Annotated in this window: 29 protein-coding genes; 23 read left to right on the top strand and 6 right to left on the bottom strand. The window is 41.3% G+C overall.

Features of this window, described 5'->3' with window-relative positions; all coding sequences use genetic code 11:
* The first annotated feature begins 1 nt into the window (after position 1).
* The 5 genes from MHI27_RS19620 to MHI27_RS19600 all read left to right on the top strand — a co-directional run bounded on the left by MHI27_RS19620 (position 2) and on the right by MHI27_RS19600 (position 5,194).
* The gene (locus MHI27_RS19620; protein WP_340971071.1) at positions 2–766 is read left to right on the top strand and encodes a VOC family protein; all 765 of its coding nucleotides are present in this window, start codon (positions 2–4) and stop codon (positions 764–766) included.
* Positions 767–1,185: 419 nt separating this feature from the next.
* Entirely contained in the window at positions 1,186–2,370 is a 1,185-nt protein-coding gene (locus MHI27_RS19615) for an FAD-dependent oxidoreductase (RefSeq protein ID WP_340971069.1), read from the top strand.
* Positions 2,371–2,409: 39 nt separating this feature from the next.
* Positions 2,410–3,273 carry an RNA polymerase sigma factor SigJ gene (gene sigJ, locus MHI27_RS19610; RefSeq protein ID WP_076299269.1) on the top strand — a complete coding sequence of 288 codons (864 nt, stop codon included), beginning with the start codon at positions 2,410–2,412 and terminating at the stop codon, positions 3,271–3,273.
* A 221-nt stretch (positions 3,274–3,494) separates the two neighbouring features.
* Positions 3,495–4,457, top strand: coding sequence for a helix-turn-helix transcriptional regulator (locus MHI27_RS19605; protein WP_405174507.1), 963 nt, complete (start codon positions 3,495–3,497; stop codon positions 4,455–4,457).
* Positions 4,458–4,567: 110 nt separating this feature from the next.
* Positions 4,568–5,194, top strand: a complete 627-nt coding sequence (locus tag MHI27_RS19600) for a type 1 glutamine amidotransferase family protein (protein ID WP_405174506.1) — start codon at positions 4,568–4,570, stop codon at positions 5,192–5,194.
* Between the two features lie 170 nt (positions 5,195–5,364).
* On the opposite strand, the gene MHI27_RS19595 is transcribed toward MHI27_RS19600, so the two are convergent.
* On the bottom strand, positions 5,365–5,613 hold the full coding sequence (locus tag MHI27_RS19595) for a GyrI-like domain-containing protein (RefSeq protein WP_405174505.1): 249 nt from the start codon (positions 5,611–5,613) through the stop codon (positions 5,365–5,367).
* Positions 5,600–5,794: a hypothetical protein gene (locus tag MHI27_RS19590; RefSeq protein ID WP_405174504.1), complete on the bottom strand. Its 195-nt coding sequence runs from the start codon at positions 5,792–5,794 to the stop codon at positions 5,600–5,602. Before MHI27_RS19590 ends, MHI27_RS19595 begins: the two co-directional genes overlap by 14 nt.
* 529 nt (positions 5,795–6,323) lie before the next feature.
* Here MHI27_RS19590 and MHI27_RS19585 point away from each other — a divergent pair.
* Complete coding sequence (locus MHI27_RS19585) at positions 6,324–6,422, top strand: sporulation protein YjcZ (RefSeq protein WP_139328621.1); 99 nt, start codon at positions 6,324–6,326, stop codon at positions 6,420–6,422.
* A gap of 83 nt (positions 6,423–6,505) precedes the next feature.
* Here MHI27_RS19585 and MHI27_RS19580 read toward each other — a convergent pair whose 3' ends face one another.
* On the bottom strand, positions 6,506–7,225 hold the full coding sequence (locus tag MHI27_RS19580) for a class I SAM-dependent methyltransferase (RefSeq protein WP_405174503.1): 720 nt from the start codon (positions 7,223–7,225) through the stop codon (positions 6,506–6,508).
* 395 nt (positions 7,226–7,620) lie between these two features.
* On the opposite strand from MHI27_RS19580, the gene MHI27_RS19575 reads away from it, so the two are divergent.
* Together MHI27_RS19575 and MHI27_RS19570 are read left to right on the top strand one after the other, a co-directional pair.
* A complete protein-coding gene (locus MHI27_RS19575) occupies positions 7,621–8,613 on the top strand; it encodes a hypothetical protein (RefSeq protein ID WP_076299267.1) in 993 nt (330 codons plus the stop codon).
* A gap of 15 nt (positions 8,614–8,628) precedes the next feature.
* On the top strand, positions 8,629–8,889 hold the full coding sequence (locus MHI27_RS19570; RefSeq protein ID WP_042189518.1) for a helix-turn-helix domain-containing protein: 261 nt from the start codon (positions 8,629–8,631) through the stop codon (positions 8,887–8,889).
* 42 nt (positions 8,890–8,931) lie between these two features.
* On the opposite strand, the gene MHI27_RS19565 is transcribed toward MHI27_RS19570, so the two are convergent.
* Positions 8,932–9,828: a LysR family transcriptional regulator gene (locus MHI27_RS19565; RefSeq protein ID WP_405174502.1), complete on the bottom strand. Its 897-nt coding sequence runs from the start codon at positions 9,826–9,828 to the stop codon at positions 8,932–8,934.
* Between the two features lie 105 nt (positions 9,829–9,933).
* On the opposite strand from MHI27_RS19565, the gene aroA reads away from it, so the two are divergent.
* From aroA to MHI27_RS19545, 4 genes are all read left to right on the top strand, one after another.
* Entirely contained in the window at positions 9,934–11,280 is a 1,347-nt protein-coding gene (gene aroA / locus MHI27_RS19560) for a 3-phosphoshikimate 1-carboxyvinyltransferase (protein ID WP_405174501.1), read from the top strand.
* An 18-nt stretch (positions 11,281–11,298) separates the two neighbouring features.
* Positions 11,299–12,354, top strand: a complete 1,056-nt coding sequence (aroC, locus tag MHI27_RS19555; RefSeq protein WP_405174500.1) for a chorismate synthase — start codon at positions 11,299–11,301, stop codon at positions 12,352–12,354.
* A 117-nt stretch (positions 12,355–12,471) separates the two neighbouring features.
* The gene (locus tag MHI27_RS19550) at positions 12,472–13,389 is read left to right on the top strand and encodes a hypothetical protein (RefSeq protein ID WP_405174499.1); all 918 of its coding nucleotides are present in this window, start codon (positions 12,472–12,474) and stop codon (positions 13,387–13,389) included.
* Between the two features lie 77 nt (positions 13,390–13,466).
* Positions 13,467–13,994 carry a DNA topology modulation protein gene (locus MHI27_RS19545; protein WP_076285390.1) on the top strand — a complete coding sequence of 176 codons (528 nt, stop codon included), beginning with the start codon at positions 13,467–13,469 and terminating at the stop codon, positions 13,992–13,994.
* A 328-nt stretch (positions 13,995–14,322) separates the two neighbouring features.
* Here the strand turns inward: MHI27_RS19545 and MHI27_RS19540 are convergent, their stop codons facing one another.
* On the bottom strand, positions 14,323–14,997 hold the full coding sequence (locus tag MHI27_RS19540; protein ID WP_405174498.1) for an SOS response-associated peptidase: 675 nt from the start codon (positions 14,995–14,997) through the stop codon (positions 14,323–14,325).
* A 54-nt stretch (positions 14,998–15,051) separates the two neighbouring features.
* On the opposite strand from MHI27_RS19540, the gene MHI27_RS19535 reads away from it, so the two are divergent.
* The 5 genes from MHI27_RS19535 (at position 15,052) to MHI27_RS19515 (ending at position 18,575) form a co-directional block, all read left to right on the top strand.
* Positions 15,052–15,189 carry a hypothetical protein gene (locus tag MHI27_RS19535; protein WP_405174497.1) on the top strand — a complete coding sequence of 46 codons (138 nt, stop codon included), beginning with the start codon at positions 15,052–15,054 and terminating at the stop codon, positions 15,187–15,189.
* A gap of 89 nt (positions 15,190–15,278) precedes the next feature.
* Complete coding sequence (locus tag MHI27_RS19530) at positions 15,279–15,521, top strand: hypothetical protein (protein WP_149646163.1); 243 nt, start codon at positions 15,279–15,281, stop codon at positions 15,519–15,521.
* Positions 15,522–15,860: 339 nt separating this feature from the next.
* A complete protein-coding gene (locus MHI27_RS19525) occupies positions 15,861–16,508 on the top strand; it encodes a FusB/FusC family EF-G-binding protein (protein WP_405174496.1) in 648 nt (215 codons plus the stop codon).
* A gap of 202 nt (positions 16,509–16,710) precedes the next feature.
* Entirely contained in the window at positions 16,711–17,184 is a 474-nt protein-coding gene (locus MHI27_RS19520) for a MarR family transcriptional regulator (protein WP_341060230.1), read from the top strand.
* Positions 17,185–17,339: 155 nt separating this feature from the next.
* Positions 17,340–18,575 carry an MFS transporter gene (locus tag MHI27_RS19515; RefSeq protein ID WP_405174495.1) on the top strand — a complete coding sequence of 412 codons (1,236 nt, stop codon included), beginning with the start codon at positions 17,340–17,342 and terminating at the stop codon, positions 18,573–18,575.
* Positions 18,576–18,651: 76 nt separating this feature from the next.
* Here the strand turns inward: MHI27_RS19515 and MHI27_RS19510 are convergent, their stop codons facing one another.
* The gene (locus MHI27_RS19510) at positions 18,652–18,876 is read right to left on the bottom strand and encodes a hypothetical protein (RefSeq protein ID WP_405174494.1); all 225 of its coding nucleotides are present in this window, start codon (positions 18,874–18,876) and stop codon (positions 18,652–18,654) included.
* Between the two features lie 171 nt (positions 18,877–19,047).
* Between MHI27_RS19510 and MHI27_RS19505 the strand changes: the two genes are divergently transcribed.
* The 6 genes from MHI27_RS19505 (at position 19,048) to MHI27_RS19480 (ending at position 24,181) form a co-directional block, all read left to right on the top strand.
* Positions 19,048–19,887, top strand: coding sequence for a DegV family protein (locus MHI27_RS19505; protein WP_076285397.1), 840 nt, complete (start codon positions 19,048–19,050; stop codon positions 19,885–19,887).
* A 196-nt stretch (positions 19,888–20,083) separates the two neighbouring features.
* The gene (locus MHI27_RS19500; protein ID WP_405174493.1) at positions 20,084–20,788 is read left to right on the top strand and encodes a response regulator transcription factor; all 705 of its coding nucleotides are present in this window, start codon (positions 20,084–20,086) and stop codon (positions 20,786–20,788) included.
* Entirely contained in the window at positions 20,766–22,184 is a 1,419-nt protein-coding gene (locus MHI27_RS19495) for a HAMP domain-containing sensor histidine kinase (protein ID WP_340971038.1), read from the top strand. The genes MHI27_RS19500 and MHI27_RS19495 overlap by 23 nt, the downstream gene beginning before the upstream one ends.
* Positions 22,185–22,225: 41 nt before the next feature.
* A complete protein-coding gene (locus MHI27_RS19490) occupies positions 22,226–23,341 on the top strand; it encodes an AI-2E family transporter (protein ID WP_405174492.1) in 1,116 nt (371 codons plus the stop codon).
* Between the two features lie 35 nt (positions 23,342–23,376).
* On the top strand, positions 23,377–23,727 hold the full coding sequence (locus tag MHI27_RS19485) for an Asp23/Gls24 family envelope stress response protein (RefSeq protein WP_042129003.1): 351 nt from the start codon (positions 23,377–23,379) through the stop codon (positions 23,725–23,727).
* 79 nt (positions 23,728–23,806) lie between these two features.
* Positions 23,807–24,181, top strand: a complete 375-nt coding sequence (locus tag MHI27_RS19480; RefSeq protein ID WP_042189486.1) for a hypothetical protein — start codon at positions 23,807–23,809, stop codon at positions 24,179–24,181.
* The last annotated feature ends 21 nt before the right edge of the window (positions 24,182–24,202 follow it).

The following is a 24,202-nucleotide window of genomic DNA, read 5'->3' as shown; positions in this document are numbered from 1 at the left end:
CATGGCAACAGTGAAATGGGATCATTTAGTACACTACGTCAATGATCTGTTTAAACCGGTTGAAATTTTTGGAGCTCATGATTTGGTTGCTTTTAAGGGAGGTTCTCATAAAGATTGGGGAACCTATAACGCATTAAGTTATTTCGGGCTAACCTATCTGGAATTTCTGGGCATTGAGAATCTTGAGTTGGCAAAGGCAACTGAACATAATCTAGTGGTGAAAGACGCTGTAAAACTTCTGCCGGAGCATGAAGTCTTGAGCAGAGTAGTCATCCGGACAGATGATATTGAAGAAGTAGCGGATTCCCTTAAGGCAGCGGGTTTATCACTATCTCCAATCATCGATGGGAAGCGTCTAGATAACGAGGGAAGATTAATCGAGTGGCGCATGATGACTATCGGTGGTGACTTTCAAGGCCTAGTCTATCCGTTCATCATTCAATGGAGCGGGACAGATGCAGAGAGGTTAGAAAGATTATCATCGTCTGGAGTCATCCAACCTCATCCTGCAGGTCATGTTGAAATCGTGCGCGCAGTATTCCATGTCTCCGATCCTGCAGCTACCGCTAAACACTGGGGATCGATATTCGGATTGCCTGTAACAGAGTCAGAGGACGGTACTTTTATCCTTACGATTGGAGATAAGTCTTTTGCTTTCGTACATGGGGACGAGAACCAGTTCAAACAGGTGTTTTTTGAAACGGATTCGTTAGCGCTGAAAGGGAAGACGATTCAGATCGGTGACGGGGAGTATGTTTTTGTATAAGGCATTAGTTTCTATATAATTTAAGATGAAAAGACTTGCTCGAAGGTATTGATACCTCGAGCAAGTCTTTTTGCTATCCATTGATGTGATCTTTTTGTTTTAATCAATTTGTAAACCAGATGAAATTCCATTTTATAGTAATATAACCATGATAACGAAGATTGAAAACCTCGAGTATGCAGTTAAGAGATAACTTTCAACGGATTAATTCATGTACCAAAAGTATAGTGTCCACATTGATTGGGATTGCAATTGAAGAAGGATGTATCCCTTCTGTTGAGATTACTTTGAATAACAAATGTTTTTTGCGATGATAACTTTTTCAAGTACAGATAATCGGCAGTCATCGAAATATCGTTGTTGTCACAAAACGACTCCTTATCTCGTTTTATATGCAGACGGAATAAGGAGTGGTTGCAATGAAAGAATTGACATGCATCGTTATTGGCGGAGGATATGCAGGTATTAATGCAGTTAAAGCGATTCGGAAAACATTTAAGGGGCAAGCAAGTAAACGAACACTCCGACTTATTTTAATCGATAAGAACCCTTATCACTTTCGCAAAGTATTGCTTTTTAAGCCCGCGGTCGGAGATGAAGAGATTACTATCCCTCTGACTAGGTTATTTCCCGAGGGGGTTGAATTCGTTCAGGCTACTGTAACGAAAATCGAATCAGGGGAAAGAAGGCTACTTTGTCAGGATGCTGTAGGAAATAAGAATTCGATAAAATATGACTTCCTCGTTTTGGCGGTGGGCAGCGTCGTGCGGCAACCCGACTCTGATCTAGGAGGTATAGCATTAGCGAGTTTAGACGCTGCGTGGAAGATCCGAGAGGCATGGCGCGCGAATATAAAGAAAGCTGTAAAGGAAAAAAGCTCGAAAGAACGTCAGAGATTAATGACCATTGCCGTTGTTGGAGCGGGCATAAGCGGCATCGAGACATCTGCTGAACTAGCTTATTTTTTTCGTGATGATGCGGTATCATTGGGACTTGACCCGAATGCTGTAAGGATAAATTTATTTAACGCGAATAAGAGACTTTTCCCAGAAGGCCCGGCAAAAGTAGGGCTTAAACTGGAACGTTCACTTGACGCTTGCGGAGTAACTACCTTACATGGAAGTAGGGTATTACAGGAGAAAGAGGGAGTGCTAACCTTATCTAACGGCGAGACGATGTCCGCTGGCCTATGTGTCTGGACGCTGGGGCTGTTACCCAACCCAATGCTGCAAAGCATCGGGTTACCGATCACTCCGGAAGGATACGTGATCGTAGATGCAAGTTATCGGGTTCAAGGGGCCCAGGGTGTATACAGTATCGGCGACTGCGCGCGAATCGTAGACCCTGCTACCGGACGGGTGGACGGGAAGACGTGTAAGGAAGCGACCGCCCAAGCAGCAAGGCTTGGAAAGATTTTATCGGCGGATATTGCAGGGCGTCCGGCACCCATGCATAAGGAATTTATTGACTTTTTTTGTTTTGCCTTAGGTCCGGAGCAGGGAATGGTATGGACACATCAATGGGGGTTAGATATTATTTTTACAGGAAAGCTGGGTTGGCGAATAAGGAAATTCACATGGGATTCGGCAAGTCTGTTAAAATAATGTAAACAGAGGGTTAGTGGAAAAGGGTGGAATTTTAAGATGCAAGAGTTATATGAGCATTATAAAGGGCTGCTTTTTACGCTTGCCTACCAACTGACTGGATCGGTCTCCGATGCGGAGGACGCTGTGCAGGACGTATTCCTGAAGTTGTATGATGTAAAGCTGGATCGATTGGTTGAACCTAAAGCATATTTGTGCAAAATGGTAACTAATCGCTGTCGGGATTTATTCAATTCGGCGCGTAAGCGGAGGGAACAGTATTTCGGGCAATGGCTTCCTGAGCCTCTTCTTACTCCGAATGATGAATCGTTTGAATCGGTTGTTCAAGGCGAGCTGCTGTCTTATGCTATGCTCGTATTGCTTGAAAGGCTGTCCCTTACGGAACGGGCAGTGTTCGTGCTTCGTGAGGCGCTCGGCTTTGAATATGCTAATATTGCTGAGCTCGTTGGCAAAAGCGAAGCGAATTGCCGCAAGCTGATCAGCCGTGCGAGAGGAAAAATGGGGATTACCCCCGATGAACCAGTCAATCCCGAAGCTGCAAGCGAAGAGTGGGTCCGTCGACTCCTAGCGGCTCTCGAACAGGGTAACGTGGATAGGGTTGTATCCATGCTCGCCAAAGATGTCGTGTTGGTCTCAGATGGAGGGGGTAAAGCCTTCGCCGCCGTCCATCCTATTGAATCGCGCGATCTCGTCGCCCGTTTCCTTCTCGGCTTAACTCGTAAGGCTCCTCATTACGAAGGAGGCGTGCATGTAGAAATGAGGGATATAAATGGCCAAACAGGACTCGTTGTCCGTTCAGGAGATGGCATCGTAACTGTTGCGCTAATGCATGTCGAGAGAAATTCGATTCGCAACTTATACTTTGTTAGGAACCCAGATAAGCTGAGGCATTTATTGAAATGAAAAGAGGATTTGAAAAAAATCGCCGTTAGAACAGTTATCGAGATGTGGGGGAGTGAGCACTCCGGTAACACTAACGGAGTTGATTAGTAATAACAAGGAATTCAGGAGTGTATCAACACTACTAGGATCAGAATAAAGGAATACAGTGGATTAGCAAACAAATCACTTAAAGTGCTTGTTAGAAGTTAAGTATAGTGGTAATCAAAGGTGAGGGTTATGTTATGCCAAAAAATGATAATATGCTAACAATTCTATGGATGTTGAATTCGGGAGAGAAATTGACTGCAAAGCAAATATCGGAAAAGTTAGAGATAAATATAAGAACAGTTTATCGGTATATTGATGCACTATGCGTCAGTGGCGTCCCTATCATATCCGACACAGGGCACAATGGAGGGTATAGCTTACTGCACAATTTTATCAAATCTCCTCTACTATTTAGTATTGATGAAAAAAAGACACTGCTTCATGCTGCCCTATTTGCAAAAGAAGCCGGATATCCTTTGAGTGAGGCATTAGAGAATGCAACATCCAAGTTGAAAATGTATTCGAATCAGGAGCAGGAAAGTATACTAAGCCATCATTTAGCCGGATTTGAAGTAATAAACCGCAGGGGATACCCCGCTGTTCAGCCGGTATTGCAGGAATTGGAGCACGCTGTAGCAAATGAATGGTCTGTAGAAATTTCTTATCGTAACAGTCATGAAGAGCAGTCCCCAAATAGGGTAATAGACCCCTATGGTGTGGTTAATTGGAACAATAAGTGGTACACAATTGCATTTTGCCACCTGCGGAATGAGATCCGCAGCTTTCGGGTAGAACGAATTCTGAACATCACACGCACGCCATTCTCATTTAGGCGTCCCAATGATTTTTCAGCGCGTACTTTTTTTATGAAAAATCTGTTACCAGATGTAGTAGGTAAATCCGAATTAATTTCTTTAATTATTGGTGGCAGGGCAGAGGCGTTGGATGATTTATGCATACATTGGTTTTTGGAGCATCATTTGCAGGAGCGGACATCAACGCAAGCAATTTTTTTACTTGAGGAAGAATCACTGTATACATATGTTCCGTATATAATTCTTCCCTATGGGAAATCCATTCAAGTTATAGAGCCACAGAATCTAAAGAATAAACTTGTGGCGGTTGCTTCAGAGTTAATGGAATATTATCAAGTTTAACAACTTCACTGACAGCAGATGTCAGTGAAGTTGTTTTATTATAATGATAACCACTCATTAAAGATGAATGGTTGCTGTTACCTAATAAACTTTATGAGGAGCACTTAGAAATGAATAATACAGTATATCTTTATGTGTTTGATACCATGTCCGATTGGGAAATAGGTTATTTAACCGCCGAACTGCACTCTGGAAGACACTTCAGACAGGGGCTGGGTCCAGCAAAAATAGTCACCGTTGGGATAGAAAAGACTCCAGTAACTACAATGGGCGGATTGAAAATAATGCCTGACATTAAAGTGGATGAGTGCAGCATTAAAAGCGTAGATGCACTGATTTTACCTGGTGGAAATACATGGACAGAAGCTATTCACGTGCCCATATTAAAAATTGCCGAGATGTGTTTAAAGGAAGGGATAGTAGTTGGAGCAATTTGCGGTGCTACCTTAGGACTTGCTCAAGCAGGATTGTTAGATTCACGTTGGCACACAAGCAATGATTTGGCCTACCTTAAAATGATTTGCCATTCTTACACGGGCGAAGAATATTACAAAGTGGAATCTGCTGTCACCGATGGGAAATTGATCACCGCATCCGGAGTAGCTCCATTAGAATTTTCTGTTCATGTTTTAAAAGCGCTAGATGTATTTTCTCCAAAAACATTAGACGCTTGGTATCGACTTAATAAAACTCAGGAACCTAAATATTTCTACGAGTTAATGAATTCAATCCAATGACAGTATAGGGATATTAGGCATGTGGAGTGCTTTGTGTTGTTGATTCACTAATAATGTCTGAAGACCACATTTACCTATAAATAGAAGCCCAGGCGTATTCAACGCTTGGGCTTTTGCAGTTTGGTCTAAGCCGCGCTATCATCCAATAATTCTCTAGGGGGTCATGATTTTTATTTGATCGGAATGTACAGATCTACTTTGGAATCAGGATGATCATATCCTAAATATCGTTGATCGTATAGCTCAAAATCCTCACGCTCGTCCATTTCCTCTTTCGTGTTAAGGAACCACGTTCCCCAAATATAATGGAACGTTTGGGCAAGCGTGCGCAGTGTACCAGTGTGAGTGAATACGGCGTAACGCCCCTCTGGAATTACCTTTTGTACAAATTTTGCAGGAAGTCCTTCAAAAGAAGCCACTTCGATGCCAGCGACCTCCGTAAATAGCACCGTCTTTATATTCTGTTAAACCAAAGCCTTCGAGTTTACGAGTGTAAGCAATCTTATGTGCTGTATTTTCTGAAACAATATTGCCTAGCTTATACCCAATTTCATAGCTTGTTCCTTTCAAATCCAGTGTATGAACGGAAATCGTTAACATCCTGTTCCCTCCTTTTTTCTACAGTTTAAGGTGGAAAGGGAAGCAGTGCATGATATTTTGTGCTGTTTTTTTCGCTCAATACCAAAATAAGTTTTTTTACCGCATAACAGAAGTTAATGGAGGATATAACAAAGGTCCATCATATCTTATCGGATGGGCCTTTACTGGGGTGACTGTTGCAATTCCGCCGTTTATTCTACCTCACTAAGAATCTTTTCAATTTTTTCGATGCGGGTTCGAATTTGCGACAATTCCTCAGATGATTTGTCTTGTCTATGAGAATTCCGAATCCGAATACCATTCCGGAATAACCATATAAACTTCCGCTGTCTTGATTCATGGATAGACCTCCTATTATTCATCATCTATTTGAGAAACTTTGGCACATAATGTTGGGGCCAATTTCGTAATTATTTCCGGCGTGAGTAGGAATTTAAAATCCGTCAGCTCATGTTATTTAGGTGATAGTCCATACTTTTAGAATAGTGGCGCATATTATATTTTAGGAAGTAAAAGGGAGGGATAATCAATGAGCTGTGGAGTTGGAGGCAGATTTACTTCTACTGGAGAAATTTTGGTTCTTTATATCTTATTGGTAATTATATTATCTGCTTGTTTCTTTGTATAATAGCAGGCTATCAGAAAGAACAATAGCCACTGTTCCAAGGCTATTGTTCTTTTTTTGCAAATGTTGATGGACATGCCAATCCTTTATTTCGTTCCAATAACGAGAATAAATCCGATGAATTCATGATAACGGTCCATTATACTGTTGTACTTACTGATCACTTCCCAAATCGTGTGGTCAAGAAAGGAATCAGTATCCATTTGTTGATAATGGTCTGGATGCTCTGTAAGATCCTCACTTGATTTAGGAAACAAGAAGGGACCATCTATCTGTGAATGATAAAATCCCATAGTGTTTACTAATGCTGACCATTTATTAAAGTCCCATAGATTCTCAACATGATAAAATGTACTAATCATTTGATTAATTTCTGTAGACATAGGTTTATATTGAATCATTTCTCTGTCAAAAAGCTTGCCTCCAGTCCGCAGAACCCTATAATATTCCGAGAATGCCTTTTCTGTATCAGTGAAAATGGATACAGACTCAACAAGAATCACATCAAATGACTCGTTAGGAAAAGGAAGCGAACTTGCGTCACCTACTAAGAATTGAATTATAGATTTCTCTTTTTCAGCCCGTATTTTTGCTTTTGAGATCATATCTGGGTGAATATCTATACCTATTACATCATGACCTTGTGCAGCTAAATAACAAGATGTTCTGCCAGTGCCACAACCAACTTCAAGGATTCGGGAAGCAGGTGGTAGTGGATATTGTTCAAATTGCTTTAAAGTTGCAGTAAACCCTCCAGGATGAGCATTTCCAACACCTAATTTAGCAAGCATATTCAAATATTCCATGAGTGTAAATTCCTTTCACTGCGGGTCTTATTTTATAATATGAAAAAAAAATAACTTTGTACCGCAGTGCTAAATATTAATGACTTAAAAACATACATAAAAAGAAAATGTTGGTTTATTTTTAAATTAAAAGCCAGGTCGTCAAGCAATGTGCGTAATTGCTTGACGATCTGGCTTTTTTTGCTAAAAAGGATATGATTGTCCGTTCTTTTAGTAGTCTCCGATTACAAGTTGGGGTTTTATTTAATTTATTCAAGAACACTTGAAAATAATGTAAATGTAGAGTATTGTAAGTGATAAGTAGTAAGTAGTAAGTAGTAAGTAAATCAAAACGCTCACCATACGGAATAAATATCATCCAGTAAATACGAATTTATGGATAGGGGTGGATGGTTATGATGGATTTAAAATTAGCACCGAGTTTTTCAGTGATCGCGCTTAATGCACAGAGAAGTCTTCATATGACTACTGTCAAGAAAGTGTCTTTACGCTGTATGGCAGCAGCGGTTATATTGGAGCTTTACTTAGAGGGATGTTTTACGCAATCAGAGAACAAGTTAACTTTGCCCAAGGAAGGATTTGATCAAGTTCATTCAGCACTTTATAGAGAAACGGTTCTACAGCCCTTGCTTCATAAACATGCTGAAGTGAAGGGTGATCTTAATTGGTGGGTAAAAAAGGCCTCCATGCTGTCTAACAAACAATTAAAAAAGTTCGAGACCGCGATTTCAGATTATCTTAAAGCAATGGATTTGCTTGAAGATATCCCAAGTCTGTTAGGGAGCGACATGTATTTTGATACTGCCGAAGTTGAAGTTAGAGCGTATCGCAGTAATATGGAGGCGTACACAAGCATTACAGAGAACATTCGCGCAGAGATTTTGGAAGAGGGTTCAGTAACGGATGAGGTCATTTGTATGCTGTGGCTGCTTCGTGAATGTGGATGCATGCATGATTTCTTCTCGCTAAAGGAAATAGAAAAGGTAAATATCAAACTACATGATTTATACCAAAGTAATTTATGGGCAAAGGCATTGCTTCCAATACAAATTCGCCATGGAATTGAGTTGGGAATCAAACGCTTTTTAGAATTGAAGACAAAGTTTGCGAAGACTTTTATTGGTAGTAGCATCAATCTTGTATTCCCTGCCCTAGAGCCATCGCGAGCTGTCTTTATAGAAACAGAGTCTTGGTTTGATAATTCTAATCAAAGACTAGACGCAGTTATTACAAGATTATTGTCCTATGGACATGAAGTTAAGGTGATGGAGAGAGGATCGATTGCGACCCTTAAAATTGATAATTTGTTATACGATGCGATCCCGCATTTTGTAATGATGAAAGTGCCAATCCAAGGTGTGCGTCTTGTTCCGAAGCGCCCGCTGTAAAGGAGTTGGTAATCAATGTCTAGACAACGCTCCATGGAGAATATTTTGGCTTCAGAGTATGTATCTATAGGTGAATTGGTAAGAATCACAAACTCTCGTTATAGTACACTCAAACATTACACAGAAGAAGGCATGCTTCCCTTTGAACAGGCCGAGGAGAATTTAACACGCAGATATAAAAGAGAGGAAACCGTCGCACGCATTCTTTGGATCAAAGAGATGAAAACAAACGGTTTATCTATCCCGCAAATTAAAGAAGCTTTAGGAATGAATTAAACATCGGGATTCCCGGTGTTTTTTGCTTTTTTAGTCAAAGAATTATAAACCCTCAGATAGCCGTGCCCCAATCATCTGAACAAATTGCTCAGCCGCAATAGACAGCTTTCGATCCCGTCGTACTGCAAAACCTATACTGCGAGGTAAAAGCGGATCTTCTAACTTCAACTCATGAAGCTTTCCACTATGAAGATCCTCTTGCACGAAAGAACGGCTGATAAAAGCTGCCCCATACCCTAATCTAGCGAACTCTGCTAGCAGTTCTATGCTCCCCAATTCAATATCTGGCATTACCGATAATCCCTTAGTCGCAAACCATTGTTCAACAAATACTCTAGTACTGCTCCCTTGAGAAAATAAGATTAAAGGCAGCTCTGACACTTCTCTCATGGTAAGTGAACGACTAGCTAATTCTTGATAGGCTTCACCTACTACAAAACAATCCTCTAACACAGCCAGCGTCTGTATATTTAGCAGTGGATCGTGAAGCGGCATATGGACAAAGGCACAGTCGATCTCACCATCTTTTAAACGCTTAGTGATGTCTGGCGTCTTCCCATGAGAGAGACGAATTCGTATACCTGGGTATGTGCTATGAAAGGTATTCAACTGCGGCAACAAAAGGTGCTTGATCAGATAATCACTGGCTCCGATTCGTATTTCTCCCTCATTTAACTGCTTCAAGCTCTCCAGATGCTTCTGTGCAGAATCCAGCATGGAAAAGGATTGCTCCACATATTCAAATAGCGCTCGTCCTTCTTCTGTAAGCTCTACACCTTTGGACAGCCTGTGAAACAGCTTCAGCCCTAAGGCTTCTTCCATTTGTTTAATGGCATAACTCACAGAAGGCTGTGTAATATGAAGTTCCCCTGCAGCTTTTGTTAAATTTCGATGACGTGCCGTTTGCCAGAAAATACGATACCACTCCAAGTTGAACATGTGGTATAGATCACCTCTATATCATTATGGTAAAAATCCAATTTCATTTATTTCATTTCATTCATTATAATCAGGCTAGAGGAATAATTCAAAGGGGTGGATGAAGTGGAATCCAATCAACCGGACTTAGAAGCACGTTCTCCATGGTCAACGAATAGCGATAAACACATAGTGAAGATTAGCCCAGCGAAAGCGGTAATCAATGGGACGATAACCATATCAGGAAGCAAAAGTCTGACGAATCGGGCCTTGGTAATCGCTGCTTTAGCTGATGGACGTTCAGAAATAAAGGGAATATTAAGAAGTGATGACTCTTACTGGTGTATTGAATCATTAAAAAAACTGGGGATTCCCGTTGTGATAGAAGAAGAGACAGCTGTTGTGGATGGATGTGGCGGCAACTGGCCGAATCCGACTGGTGAGCTATATGTAGGAGCGGCAGGTACGGTTGCGAGATTCTTACCGGCTGCACTCGCGGCAGGGACTGGCACTTGGACAATGAATGGAAGTAAACGGCTTTGTGAGCGACCACTCGCGCCATTACTCAATGCATTAACAACCCTGGGTGCACAATTTGAGTATAAACAAGCCGACCGTTGTTTACCTTTTACATTAGAGGCAAAAGGTCTGCAAGGAGGAAAGGCAACCCTGCCCGGCTCCACTTCAAGTCAATTTATAAGTGGATTACTGCTAGCCGCACCGTATGCCAAAGAACCGGTAACCGTGTATATTGATGGAGAAGTTGTGCAAAGAGACTATGTAGAGATGACCCTTACTATGATGGCCTCCTTTGGTGTAAAACCAGAAGCATCTCAGGACGGTCAATCGATAACGGTTCCTGCAGGAAAGTATCAAGGTCACACGATCACTTTAGAGCCTGATGTATCCACATGCTGTTACTTTTGGGCGGTAGCTGCACTTACGGCAGGACGTGTACGAATTGAAGGGATCAATGCTAGCAATACAAGTCAACCTGATATCGAGTTCTTAGACGTTCTGGAGGTAATGGGCTGTACCGTTGTTCGTGGGGAGAACTTTGTTGAAGTACAAGGTGTCCCACGGCTTAAGGGTGGATACACAGTGAGTATGAAGAAGTGGTCGGATCAAACACTAACAATGGCTGCTATGGCTATTTTTGCAGATGGTCCAATCACTCTAAAGGATGCCGCACATATCAGACATCATGAATGTGATCGGATAGCCGCGATATGTGAAGAAATAAGTAAGCTCGGAATACGTGTGGAAGAGTTTGAGGATGGTCTAACGGTATATCCGGGTCAGCCAATCCCAGCATTACTAAATTCTCATGACGATCACCGGATGGCTATGGCGCTTTCTTTAATCGGCTTGAAGATTGAAAATATTCAGATTATCGACCCTGGTTGTGTCTCAAAGACCTGTCCAGATTATTTTGACCGTTTGTCAGCGTTAGGCGTACAGGTCCAATACTAAATAAGGAGTGCATATATAATGGCAGGAAATACATTCGGTGAAGTGTTCAAAATTACAACCTTCGGTGAGTCACATGGTGTGTCGGTAGGGGTCATAGTGGATGGTGTAACACCAGGCGTCGAGATTAACGAAGCGTATATACAGAAACAGATGGATCGGAGAAAACCGGGCCAATCTTCAGTGACTACTCCTCGTAAAGAATATGATGTTGTCCACATACAATCTGGAGTATTTGAGGGGAAAACAACAGGTACACCGCTCTTTGTAGTTCTTCAAAACCACGATATGAGACCAGAAGCGTACAGCGAGATCCAGGACGCTTTTCGTCCGGGCCATGCCGATTTTACTTATTTAGAGAAATACGGCATTCGGGATCATCGTGGTAGTGGACGTGCTTCAGGTAGAGAAACTGCGGCAAGAGTGGCCGGAGGTGCGATAGCTCGTAAGTTGTTAGAGAGAAGAGGCGTACAGGTAGTAGCGTACACAAAAGAAATCGGAGGCATAAGATGTGAATCCTTCGATGAGGGTGTGATTGAACAAAACGCTGTCCGTGCCTGTGATCCAATTGCAGCTGACAAAATGATTAAAAAAATTGAGGGGTTAGCCGAGATTGGGGATAGCTGTGGTGGCATTGTAGAATGCCGTATTCGTGGCGTGGTTCCGGGTCTTGGAGAGCCGGTCTTTGATAAATTGGATGCAGAACTGGCGAAAGCTATGCTGTCCATTGGCGCTGTTAAAGGGATAGAATTTGGAGCTGGCTTCGAAGCGGCAAGGATGCTGGGGAGTGAGCATAATGACGCGATGAATAGCGATGGTTTTCTTACTAATCATTCCGGAGGAATCATCGGGGGGATTAGCACCGGACAAGAAATCGTATTTCGGATTAGTGTAAAACCGACCTCATCCATTTCTGTACCACAGCAAACGACTAACATCAAAGGGGAAGAACAAGAGATACGCACCGAAGGTAGACATGATCCATGTATTTGCCCGAGAATCGTCCCTGTTGTAGAGGCTATGGCCTGTTTAGTGCTGGAGGATCAGTACAAACGCCAAGCCGCTATGCTTGGATAATTCTAGAGCGGCATAATGGTGATGTTTGATTTTGACATGATCATTGAATTATTTTCCATTTAATGATATTTTTAAGATCGAATCATTGTCTCAGTCTACCCTGGAAGGAGCTGTACCATGGAACGATCAATTTTTATGAAAAGCATTGCTGCCCCTCTCGGCTTAATCCTGTTCTTGACCAGTATCGGTCTTGCCATTTCCTTTGCCTTCCCACAGCGGTCAAAAGCAGCGGTTGTTAAGTCTTCTGCTGCTTTTAGTTTGTTTGAGCAAAGAGTGAAGAAACCTTCATCTCTCAGTCTGGCCCAAGCCACCTTAGTCAATCGTATTGATGAGATGACGCTAGCAGAGGCTAATTTAGCCGTTTTACATTTGGAAAATGCCCTGAAAGCTTATCTACCTACAGCAATCAAACGAATGAATACGCCTGCTATTCAACAAGATATCAAAGATATTTATACTCCAGGCATGTCAATGGTGCTGGCTCGATCCAAGGTGAAGCAGTCCCAGACCCGTGTTGTTCTACAGGACTTGACTACCATGGACTATAAGCTTGAATTGGGTGGCGGACGCTTTTATCCAATCATTCAATACAAAAGCTTCAAAGTGTTCAAACCTTACGTCTCCAAAGATTTGCAAGCCTATATCGAGCTGATGGCTACTGAGTCTGAGCAACCCTCTGCTGTGAACGGAACTTTGCTGATCAACTGGTACAAGGTCATAGAACGGGCTATGGCATATGAAGATTTTTTGTCAACCTATAAGTCTTCCAACCGTACAATAGCTATTAAGGAAGCCTATAACGTAGCCAAAGAATATGTGTTTAACGGTGCCCAAAACTCTCCGCTCTTTGATAAGATAACGCAAGTGATGAGTGAAGAAGCGGCAATTGCATACGAGAATACATTGTCAGAAGCGGGGCCAGAGCAGATTGAAGCCAGCCCACTACTGATCCAGCTTGAAGAATTTTTGATGCTACTGGAGAAGAACGGGGATAAGAAGACGCAGGCTGTTAAGGATTTTCTGAAATCGATTTAAGCTATAAAAATTTCAAAATAATAACTCTTGGAAGGCACTAACGTCCTGTTAGTGTTTTTTTTGCGAAAGGAGAACCTATGAACCGAATACTAGTCATTGGATCTGCTGGATCGGGCAAATCTACCTTGTCTCGCAAACTACATTACATACTTGATCTCCCTGTTGTACATTTGGATACCTATTACTGGAATGCCGACTGGGTTCCTAAACCAAATGAAGAGTGGAATAATATTGTCGAACAATTTATCAATGAAGAGCATTGGATCATGGATGGTAACTATTCAAGAACGATGGATATCCGAATTAACAAAGCCGATTTAATAATTTTCTTAGATATGCCTAGACTTCTATGCATCTACCGAATTATCAAACGACGAATTATATATCACAAGAAATCCAGACCGGATATGAATCAAGAATGCCCAGAAAAATTAGATTGGGATTTTGTGAAATGGGTTTGGAATTATAGAAAAAAAGGTCGAGTGAACACTATAAAGAAACTTGAGCAGATTAAAGGACGTAAAGAGGTTGTTATTCTGAGAACGAGGAAAGAGATGGATGAGTTTATAGGGAAGGTGGAGAAGGAAGGGGCTGGTCTGGGATGACTTGCAAACTGTTAGTTCAATCTGTAAATAAGTCATTAGAAATTGTTGATTTGTACTTTGTACAAGGATGGTGTAGATACTATCACAACGGGTCATCCTGCGGTTAGAAAGTTTAACAATTCTAAGTTATGGGATGATCCTGAATGGGTGGATGGTGTTTTGAAAAGCTTGAACAATATAAATTCGAACTGAACTCTTGAGCATGTAATTGGATGAAGAGCCAATAGAAATGATAAGCAATAAAAGCAGCGATGTGCTAAGGTTTTAATTCTCAGCCCTAGCACCGCTGCTTCATTTTTAGAGCATCTAATTCAATTCTGCTATCATCTCAAGGCTTTACCCAGGATCCCTTCAGATCCATTTCTCGAATACATTCAGCCGAGTCGTTCCTGTTGTCGTTAATCATTGGTGTGACCGGGTACACTTGCATTTCATCTGCTGAATAAGGCCGCAGAATCGGATTCAGTGCTTCCAGATCATTTGTCTCCTCATCAAGCCATCGAGTGATATCCTGTGGGGACAAAATCGCCGGCATCCGGCTCTCAAATTCGCTAATTAGTGGGTTAGCTTCTGTCATAACCAAAGAGCAGGTGCGAAGAGGCTCCCCGCGCGTATCATGCCAAATCTCGTATAGACCAGCCACTCCGAACATACTGCGATTATTCATGACTACCCGAACTGGATAAGTCTTCTTTCCTTCTCTTTTCCAATAGTAAAATCCATTGCACGGGATAATACAGCGCTGCTTGTCCACCATCTTACGGTAGGTTGGATTCTGATGCACATTTCGTAGATCCGCATTGATCGCATCTTTACCCCAGTAAGGAACGAATCCCCAGCGGAACTCGTCTAGAATTCGCTCACCATCCTGTTGTAAAACTACCGGCATATCCTGAGTGGGACTAATATTATAGCGGTCTTTATAGTAGTACATCACCCGGTTAATTTCAAAATGATCCCTAATTTCCTGCAGTTCGGCCGCCAGGGAAAAACGTTGACACATGAAACATCAGCCTCCTTTTGTTTCGTAGTGTTTGTAAAAGGAGGTAAATTATTCATGATTTCCGTAGTCATTCATTCGCAATTTTTACAGTTGGCGCCTATTTTAGCGATCACTCCGTATTATGATGTAAACAGACTTAAACTGTTTCCAGGTATGGAGGTGGATATCGCGAGACAGGTCATATCCTGCTGATCGGACTTAAGGAGAATGTTCTAGCAGTTCGGGCTTTACTGGATGAGCATACGCAGGAGGGGGATTTTATTACTTTCAAGGTGCTGGACATGGCCGACGAACATAACCTTTGGAAAATCGGAGCTCATCCCTTCCGAACTTCTACGCCATTACATCAACTGGACCCGGAGCTGCTTCGGAGATTAGATGCTTTTGATTTCAATGCAAAGGATATTTACATGCAGGGGGCAGAGACTTATAAGAACCTGATCACACCATTTGCTGAAACGCTTGGTGTACCTGTGATTGCCGGTAGTGATAGTCATCAATGTCTGCAATATGGGATGTTCTGAATCGGTTGAATATTACCTGCTCGACGGTTGAGGAATTGAAAGAAACTTTTGAAGCAGCTCATTGGTGAAGCACCTTCCAGAGATGAAGCAGAGGTTGGCAACATGGTCTAGCCGATTCCAAACATTCCTGTTATACTTTTTTCGTGAATGTAATCGGAGGTGGTACTGTGCTAATGCTGGTTTGCCCATTAGCTAGAAGTTCCTCACGCAAAGCCTAAATTAGGGCGATACTTTGCGTGAGGTGCGATAGGATGGATGATCGCCCAAACTAAATATTATCGTTTCTAATAATGGGCTTTGCACCTTATGAAATTTCAAAATATAAGGGGCTGAAGAGCAATGAATACACCGTTTATTAGAAACCATCAATATAATTTTATTAAGAAACAAACAGACTTCCTTCTAAAAACACTGCGAACTGTAGCGGATCGAAGAGTCTTGGAGACGGTAAGATATCGTTCTTCGTTGAATGTTGTAGAAGCTTTTCCAACACTAAGTGATAGTCAGCAGCAGTTGCTGCAACAAATATCTACCTTTGAGACTGCATACGATTTTCAGAAGTATCTTAGTGGATTAGAGCCTTATTTAGAGCCTTTTCCACAGATTACATCGAAACAGATTCAGAAGTTATTCCCTAAGAATAAGAAGCTGAAGGTACCTGGTTTATCAGCGATCGACTTTCGATATATGACATATCTGAGCTGGATAGATATTGCTACCAATAAATTATTTATTGTATATCCGTTTGAAGGACAGTTTATTGGTATTGAGGGTAGAATGACACCGATGAACAAGAAGGGGTATTGCCTGTTCTGTAATCGGCAGCAACAGCTAGCCTTCTTTACGGTCAAGACCAGGCTTGCGAAATCTTCGCCGGATGATTATTCCTCCATTGGCCAATATATTTGCATAGAGAGCCAAGAATGTAATCATAGGATTACGGATACAGCAGCGCTAGAGAGATTCATTCTCTCCACTCGTGCATAATGTTAAGATTAGCAAAGGGCCGCCTCTTTAGGCAGCCTTAGACAATAAACAAACAGGGTTTTGAAACGAGTGATATCCGTTTCGAAACCCTGTTTGCTGTTAGCTCAATCCTCCAAATTATCATTTAAATATTGTTGAAATAGAAACAAAAAAATAATGTGATATAATATTGTTAATGCAAGAGTGGGTGGGAGGACAGGTCATGAACAAAGAAGATCAGATCCTAATGGGTGTCAGGGACCTATATAATAAGATGGTTTGGCTTAACAAAGATAAGATGGAAGCAAGTCTTAAGGGTTATACATCTTCCGAAGTACATTGTATAGAATACATTGAAAAAAATGTAGATTCCAACGTAACAAAACTTGCGGAGTCCTTTTTTATGACTCGCGGTGCCATAAGTAAATTAACTAAGAAACTCATAGAAAAAGGCCTGATCGAAAGCTACCAGAAGTCTGATAACAAAAAAGAAATCTATTTTAGGCTTACTGAGCAAGGAAAAGTAATTTATAAAATCCATGAGAACCTTCACAAAGAGTTTCAAGAGCGGGATAAAGCCGTCTTTGCGCAGATAACCGAGGAACAATTTGATAGTATGCTTAGTTTCGTGGAAAAGTACAGTAGTCATTTGGATGCGGAAATAAAGAAACAGGGTAAAGATATTAAATCGGAATAAAATTTGAATAATGAAAATGAAACCACATGCAGTCGGGCTCTATGGAGAACGGCTGCATTTTTATTGTTATTATTTTGTTGACAAGGAAACAAAAAGGCGATACGATAAACATGTTTCCTAGGAATCAAAACATTAACTTTAAGGAGTGAACATAAATGTCCACATTTAAATCACACAATGAACAGAACACAGGACAATCCGTAGATAAACACGCCTTAATATTCGGTCTTATCTCTGTGTTTCTTTGCGGAATAGGCTTTAGTATCATAATGCCTGTCGTCCCATTCTTAGTGCAGCCTTATACAAGCAGTCCTGGAGAACAAGCAATAGTTGTTACGATGCTGACCTCGGTATATGCAGTCTGTGTATTTTTTGCAGCCCCCGTACTTGGAGCTTTGAGCGACAAATATGGCCGGCGTCCATTACTCTTAGTATGCCTGTTGGGTTCCGCCGTCGGGTACTTGGTTTTTGGCATAGGAGGGGCTCTATGGGTACTATTTGCTGGACGTATAATCGAAGGGATAACAGGCGGGAGCATAAGCACGATCTTTGCATATTTTGCAGACATCATTCCTTCGCAGCAGAGAACCAAATACTTCGGATGGGTAAGTGCAGTTGTAGGTGTAGGCACCGTCATTGGCCCAACGATAGGCGGATTACTTGCTAAGTTTGGTTATTCTGTTCCCTTGTATTTTGGAGCAATCATAACTTTATTGAATGTTGTTTATGGATTCTTTTTTATGCCAGAGAGCCTTGCCAAGAAGAATAGACTGAAAGAGATCACCTTTGTAAGACTGAATCCATTTTCACAGCTTGCAAACTTACTTTCCATGAAAAACTTAAATAGGCTGCTAGTCTCAGCGTTTTTACTCTGGATTCCTAACGGATCTTTACAGGCAGTATTTTCTCAATTTACGATGGATACTTTCAGCTGGAAGCCTGCACTAATCGGACTTATGTTTTCGATTATGGGTCTCCAAGACATCATTTCACAAGGTTTGATCATGCCAAAGCTTTTGAAGAAACTTAGTGATAAACGTATAGCAATTCTTGGAATGGCTTCGGAAATTATCGGTTACAGTTTTATTGCGTTATCTGCGTTGTTCTCATTCTATCCTCTTTTTATCGCTGGAATGTTTATATTTGGCTTTGGGGATTCGATCTTTGGGCCTTCATTTAACGGGATGCTTTCCAAGTCTGTCGATTCTAGTGAACAAGGTAGGATTCAAGGAGGTAGCCAATCTATTCAGGCTTTAGCAAGAATGATTGGGCCTATCATTGGAGGTCAGATTTATGTATCACTAGGCCATGCCGCACCCGCATTTATGGGGATGATCCTTATAGCAGCAGCCATACTCGTTTTGTATAAGCGTCAGGATGTAATTATGTAAACTACCTACGTTTAAGAACATATAAAAATAGGGTTTCAGAACTCAGGGACAAGTTCTGAAACCCTATTTGTCATAGTTATTGTTTGTTTTTGGAATCTTTATTGATAACCCGTGCAGGACGAGTTACCCAGTTCGTACGATTCATCGGTTTAACTGTATCAATTCTGGTATTTGACGGTTCATTTGAAGCTTCAGTCGATTCTGTTTCAGTAGATGTTGTAACTTCTTGATCCACGCTTTTTTTCCTTGATAGTCCTGTTCCATCATGCTTGCCTCGGTTCCATACTCTTCCCTTACTCATACATACACTCCATTTCTATACGCTTATTCATAAACCATATCATATTAGGACAAGTTAAGGAAGAATGACATAAGCACAAATTGAAGGATTTTTCAAGTTATATTGGTTACTGGAGATTTCATTTGGCGATAGCTATAATAGTACTGATATTGAAAGGAGAGTACTTATATTATGGCAATCAAGATCATAACAGATAGCGGTTCTGACCTACCCCTTGACTACATGGAGAAGTATAATGTTTCCGTGGTCCATCTACCGGTTCATTTTGGGCATGAGTTAATGCCTGCGGATACGGATACGAAAACCTTTTATGCTAAAATGAGTGAATCCAAGGAGCTACCTACTACGGCAAGTCCAAGTCCAAACCAATTCCTTGAGACATTCAGGCAAGTAGAGGAAGGTACTGACATTATGGTCATTTGTATGTCCTCTAATATTAGTAGCACTTATCAGACGGCTATGATCGCTATGGAAATGTACCAAGAAGAAGGACACACCAATGCGATAGAGGTTATAGATTCCAAGACCTTTTCTGGCGGGTTGTCGCTGATCGTGGGCCTTGCGGCGAAGTGGTCACAGACTTGTTCAAGTCTGCAGGAACTGAAGGACAAGGTGCTTCAGCAAATGGATGAAGTTCGCGCATATTTTACACTGGATACACTTGAGAATGTAATGAAGGGCGGACGTCTAAGCCGGATATCAGGAGCGGTTGCTTCCGTGCTAAATATCAAACTACTGCTTAAAATCAGCGAAGAGGGTACTGTTGAGGTAGTGGAGAAGACCCGGGGTCTTACAAAGGCATTAAACCGGCTGCTTGCGCATTTGGATGAGAAGCAGCATGACTACGAGAAGGCTGTTATCGCTATAGTACACAGTAACTGTGAGAAGCTTGCGCTTGAGATTAAAGAACGCATCTTACAAAAGCACCCGTTCAAAGAAGTTTTACTCTCAAGTATGGGACCTGTAATGGGAACCTATGCGGGTGAAGGTGGAATTGGTGTTGCTTTTTAATAGGACTCCGAGGGCGTTTATATTTGCCAGCAGATGTTCAGATTTCTGGAATTATACGATCGTACATGGGACGAGTTCCTGTGTGCGATTTTTATTTAAATATAAGAATTTGATGGATGTAATAATTTAGCTATTCTTTAGATTGCGTTTAGGTGAGTTTAATAATCGAAGATTATAGTTAGATGGGGTGATTACTGTGTATACAATTCTAATCGCAGATGATGAAGCAGAAATTGTGGAATTGTTGAGATTATATTTAGAGAAAGAGTACAACATTGTGGAAGCGAACAGTGGGACTGAAGCGTTAATGCAAGTGCAGAACCAAAAAATTGATTTAGCGATTCTTGATATTATGATGCCTGGTCTAGATGGACTGCAATTATTGAAGAAAATTCGTGAGTTCCATCATTTCCCGGTGTTATTTTTATCTGCAAAAAGCGAACATTACGACAAAATACTGGGACTTGAACTCGGTGCCGACGATTATATTTCCAAACCGTTTAATCCTTTGGAAATTGTAGCTCGTGCAGGAGCTTTACTGCGGCGGGTACATCATTTTGACGCACAGATTATTGAAGAAAAGGCAGCTGAACAAATTGTGTTGGGAGAATTGAGACTGGATCAAAGCCAGTGTCTACTCTATCGTTCAGGAGAACCCGTCGTTCTTACTTCTACTGAGTACAAAATTCTGGAATTAATGATGAAACAACCGGGTCGGGTCTTTACACGAAAAAAAATATATGAGGCGGTATGGGAAGATTTCTATGTGTACGAAGATAATAGTATCATGGTACATATCAGTAATATCCGGGAAAAGATTGAGGAAGACTCCAAAAAGCCGGTTTATTTAAAGACTATTAGAGGGCTGGGATACAAAATTGAAACGCCTATGGAGCAATAGAGATCAACGACCTTTACAATCATCGCTGACGCTGGATTTTTTGTTATTCATCTGCATTTTGTTTTTTCTTGTGATTGTTTATTATTTGTTCATTAACCTTGATGTGACCCATATGTTCGAAAAAAATAAAATCGCTGATCCTGATTTGAAGGTTGAAGCGAGTGCCTATCGAGATAATCTGGAGCATGGGATAGAAACCAAACGGCTTCTGCATAGCGGTGGGTGGATTGAGATCTTGGGTCAAGACAAGAAGGTCATCGACGTAGTTGGAGAGAAGAAGGACGATGTAACACAATATACCGACAATCAGCTCTTAAATAACCTGGAAAACGGAGAAGATCAGGCGTACTTCTACTCGTTGACTACACGTAATAATGAGAATGAATCAGAGTGGCTGCTTTTGAAAATCCCTAGAGAAGTTATCGACATTTCAATTAATAGTGATCCATTAGTTGAATACTTCAACCACTCGCTTTCATACTATGTTTTTTTAGGAGTTGGAATGGTTCTCTTGCTTATTATCGTGTACAGCTATTGGGTGGCACGAAGAATCAGGAAGCCGCTGCGTATTATTACGCTTGGTTTGAAGCAGATGATTGAAGGAAATTATGATACTCGTATCTCGCTATATGCAGAGAAAGAATTTTCGCAAATTGGGGAGACTTTTAATTATATGGCGGACGTAATTGAGAAGACAACGAAAGAAAAACGTCAAGCAGAAGAAAGTAAGAAACGCATGATGGTTGATCTTTCTCATGATCTGAAGACACCCATTACGAGTATACAGGGGTTTGCACAGGCGTTGGTTGAAGGTCGTGGTGAGGACGAAGAACGCCAGAAACGTTATTTAACCTATATCTATAATAAATCCTCGCAAGTGACCAAGCTGATTCAAAATATGGTGGAGCTACTTAAAATAGATTCCCCAGATTTTTTACTACGAATGGAGCGTCATGAATTGGGCGAGTTTATTCGTGAAATCGTTGCAGACTCCTATGGTGAGATTGAACAAAAGAACTTCATCCTGCAGCTGAATGTTCCTGAACAGGAAGTCTTCGCAAGCTTCGATGCGGAGCTACTCTCGAGCGTAGTTCATAATTTGATCTCCAATGCTTTGACCTATAACCCGCCAGGCACTCATCTGCGAGTGGAGGTTATCCCCTCGGAGAGCGAGGTTACCATTGAAATTGCAGATACCGGAGTAGGCATTCCTGAAGAGCTTTGGTCAACGCTTTTTGATCCGTTTGTTCGAGGAGATAAAGCGCGGTCAACTACAGGTGGGACGGGTCTTGGTTTATCCATTGCTATGAAAAATACAGAGAAAATGGGTGGAACGCTTCATCTCAGTCGCGGAAAGAAGGAACCAACGGTATTCACCATACGTATTCCCAAATAACGAGATGAAAGACACCCGAAAATAGAAGATAGGAGAGAACTATGGCTAAACTGAACACATTTATTCGAGTTTGTATAGCGATCCTTTTGGTGTTAGGCATCGTATTTTTAGGCTCACAAGTTAATTTTATTTTCAGTCCAATCTTGTCTTTGTTTAATGTTATTATCGTGCCCTTAATGTTGGCAGGATTTTTCTATTATTTACTCCGACCTCTAATCAATACTTTGGAGAGATATAAACTAAATCGCTCTGTTGCGATCATCATCGTATATGTGGTCATTGCATTGCTCTTGTTTGGTTTTAGTATTGGAGTATGGCCTTCACTTCGAACACAGCTAATTAATTTTGTCGATAATATGCCAAATCTGATCGCAGCGGTGAATCAGCAGTTATTGAGGCTCGAGGACAGTGGATTCTTGGCTTCTATTATCCCAGCAGATATGGATCTTGCTTCCCAATTGACTGAATATTTGAATAAAGGATTTAATCTGATTTCGAACTACGTAACGGGTCTATTCTCCTTTGTTTCAAATTTCGCGATTATTTTATTTACCTTTCCTATTATGTTGTTTTACATGCTTAAGGAAGGTGGGAAATTTGGTCGTAAGATTGTAAGTTTCTTTCCAAAGAAGTATCGTGGAGAAGGGACTACAATGATGAGTGAAATTGACAGTGCGTTAAGTGGATTCATTGTTGGTCGGGTATTAGTCAATCTGGCACTTGGTGTTCTGATGTATATTGGTTTCCTTATTATTGGACTACAGTATGCATTGTTGTTGACAGTGATTGCTGTTGTGATGAATTTTGTACCTTTCATTGGTGCAATTCTTTCCAGCATCCCGATTTTTATTATCGGATTCATCCAATCGCCGTCCATTGCAGTATGGTCCATCATCATCGTTCTTGTAGCTCAGCAAATTCAGGATAATCTGATTGCTCCCTACATTTTTGGGAAAAAGCTTGATATTCATCCGCTGACAACGATCATCTTAGTGTTGGTTGGTGGAGATATAGGCGGGATTATTGCGATATTGCTGATTATTCCATTGTATATGATTGTGAAAATCCTCTTGACCAAAGTGTATAATTTGTTTGTTAAGAACCACAGGGCAGAGTCAGAGGTAGAAGTAGAAGTAGAGGTAGAGGAGAGCCTTTAATATCTCTTAAATTAACAAATATGGAGGTTGTTTATATGAATGAAGGAACGGAGCAAGGATTAATTCATATCTCAGATGATGTAGTCACATCGATCGTTGGACAGGTGGTTCTGGAAACGCCAGGTATTGCCGGGATGTCAGGAAGTAATATTTCGGACAACTGGGCCAAACGTTTGGGCGGTAAAAATGTGAAAAAAGGATTGTCTGTAGAAGTGAAGGAAGTAGACGTTGCCATCGACCTGCGGGTTATTGTTAATTACGGATGTGTGATTCAAGAGGTCTGTTATATGCTGCAAAAAAATGTGCGTAATGCTGTGGAGAATATGATGGGCTTGTCCCTTGTTTCGGTAAATGTGAAAGTTGAGAAGGTAGCCCTTCCAGTATAAGGATATCTCTCAAATAGGCACCGTGATATAGGCTTCTGCATAGAATGGAGCAAATCCATTTACGGAGGTCAGAGCATCCATGTCGACATATAACACTGGGCAAGAGCAGAATGTGATTTATCAGGCCGATCCTACGGTGATCCGGCACCTGCACGGTGTCCGTGATTCCTTGCATCAATCTTGCAAGCCCTACCTAAACCATAGGGTGAATGTACAGACTTTAGATGGCTTAGTGCATGAAGGCACTATTGCCGGAGTAGATAATAAACATTTGTATTTGAACGTTGCAGTAAATGGGCAAATGCCACGCGGATATTATAACCCTTACCAACCGTATCATCCGGGTCATGGTCATGGTCCGTATCCCGGCCCGGGTCCTTACCCAGGTCCTCCTAATAATAATGTGATCTTGCCGCTTGTGTTGTTCGAACTGCTGGCTATTTCTTTACTCTAAAGTTGAATTCTATTGAATAAG

Source organism: Paenibacillus sp. FSL H8-0261 (assembly GCF_045040645.1).
In the GTDB taxonomy this organism is placed as follows: Bacteria; Bacillota; Bacilli; order Paenibacillales; family Paenibacillaceae; genus Paenibacillus_AQ.
Note: the sequence above shows the minus strand (reverse complement) of the source record. Positions and strands in the feature narration are given on the sequence as shown.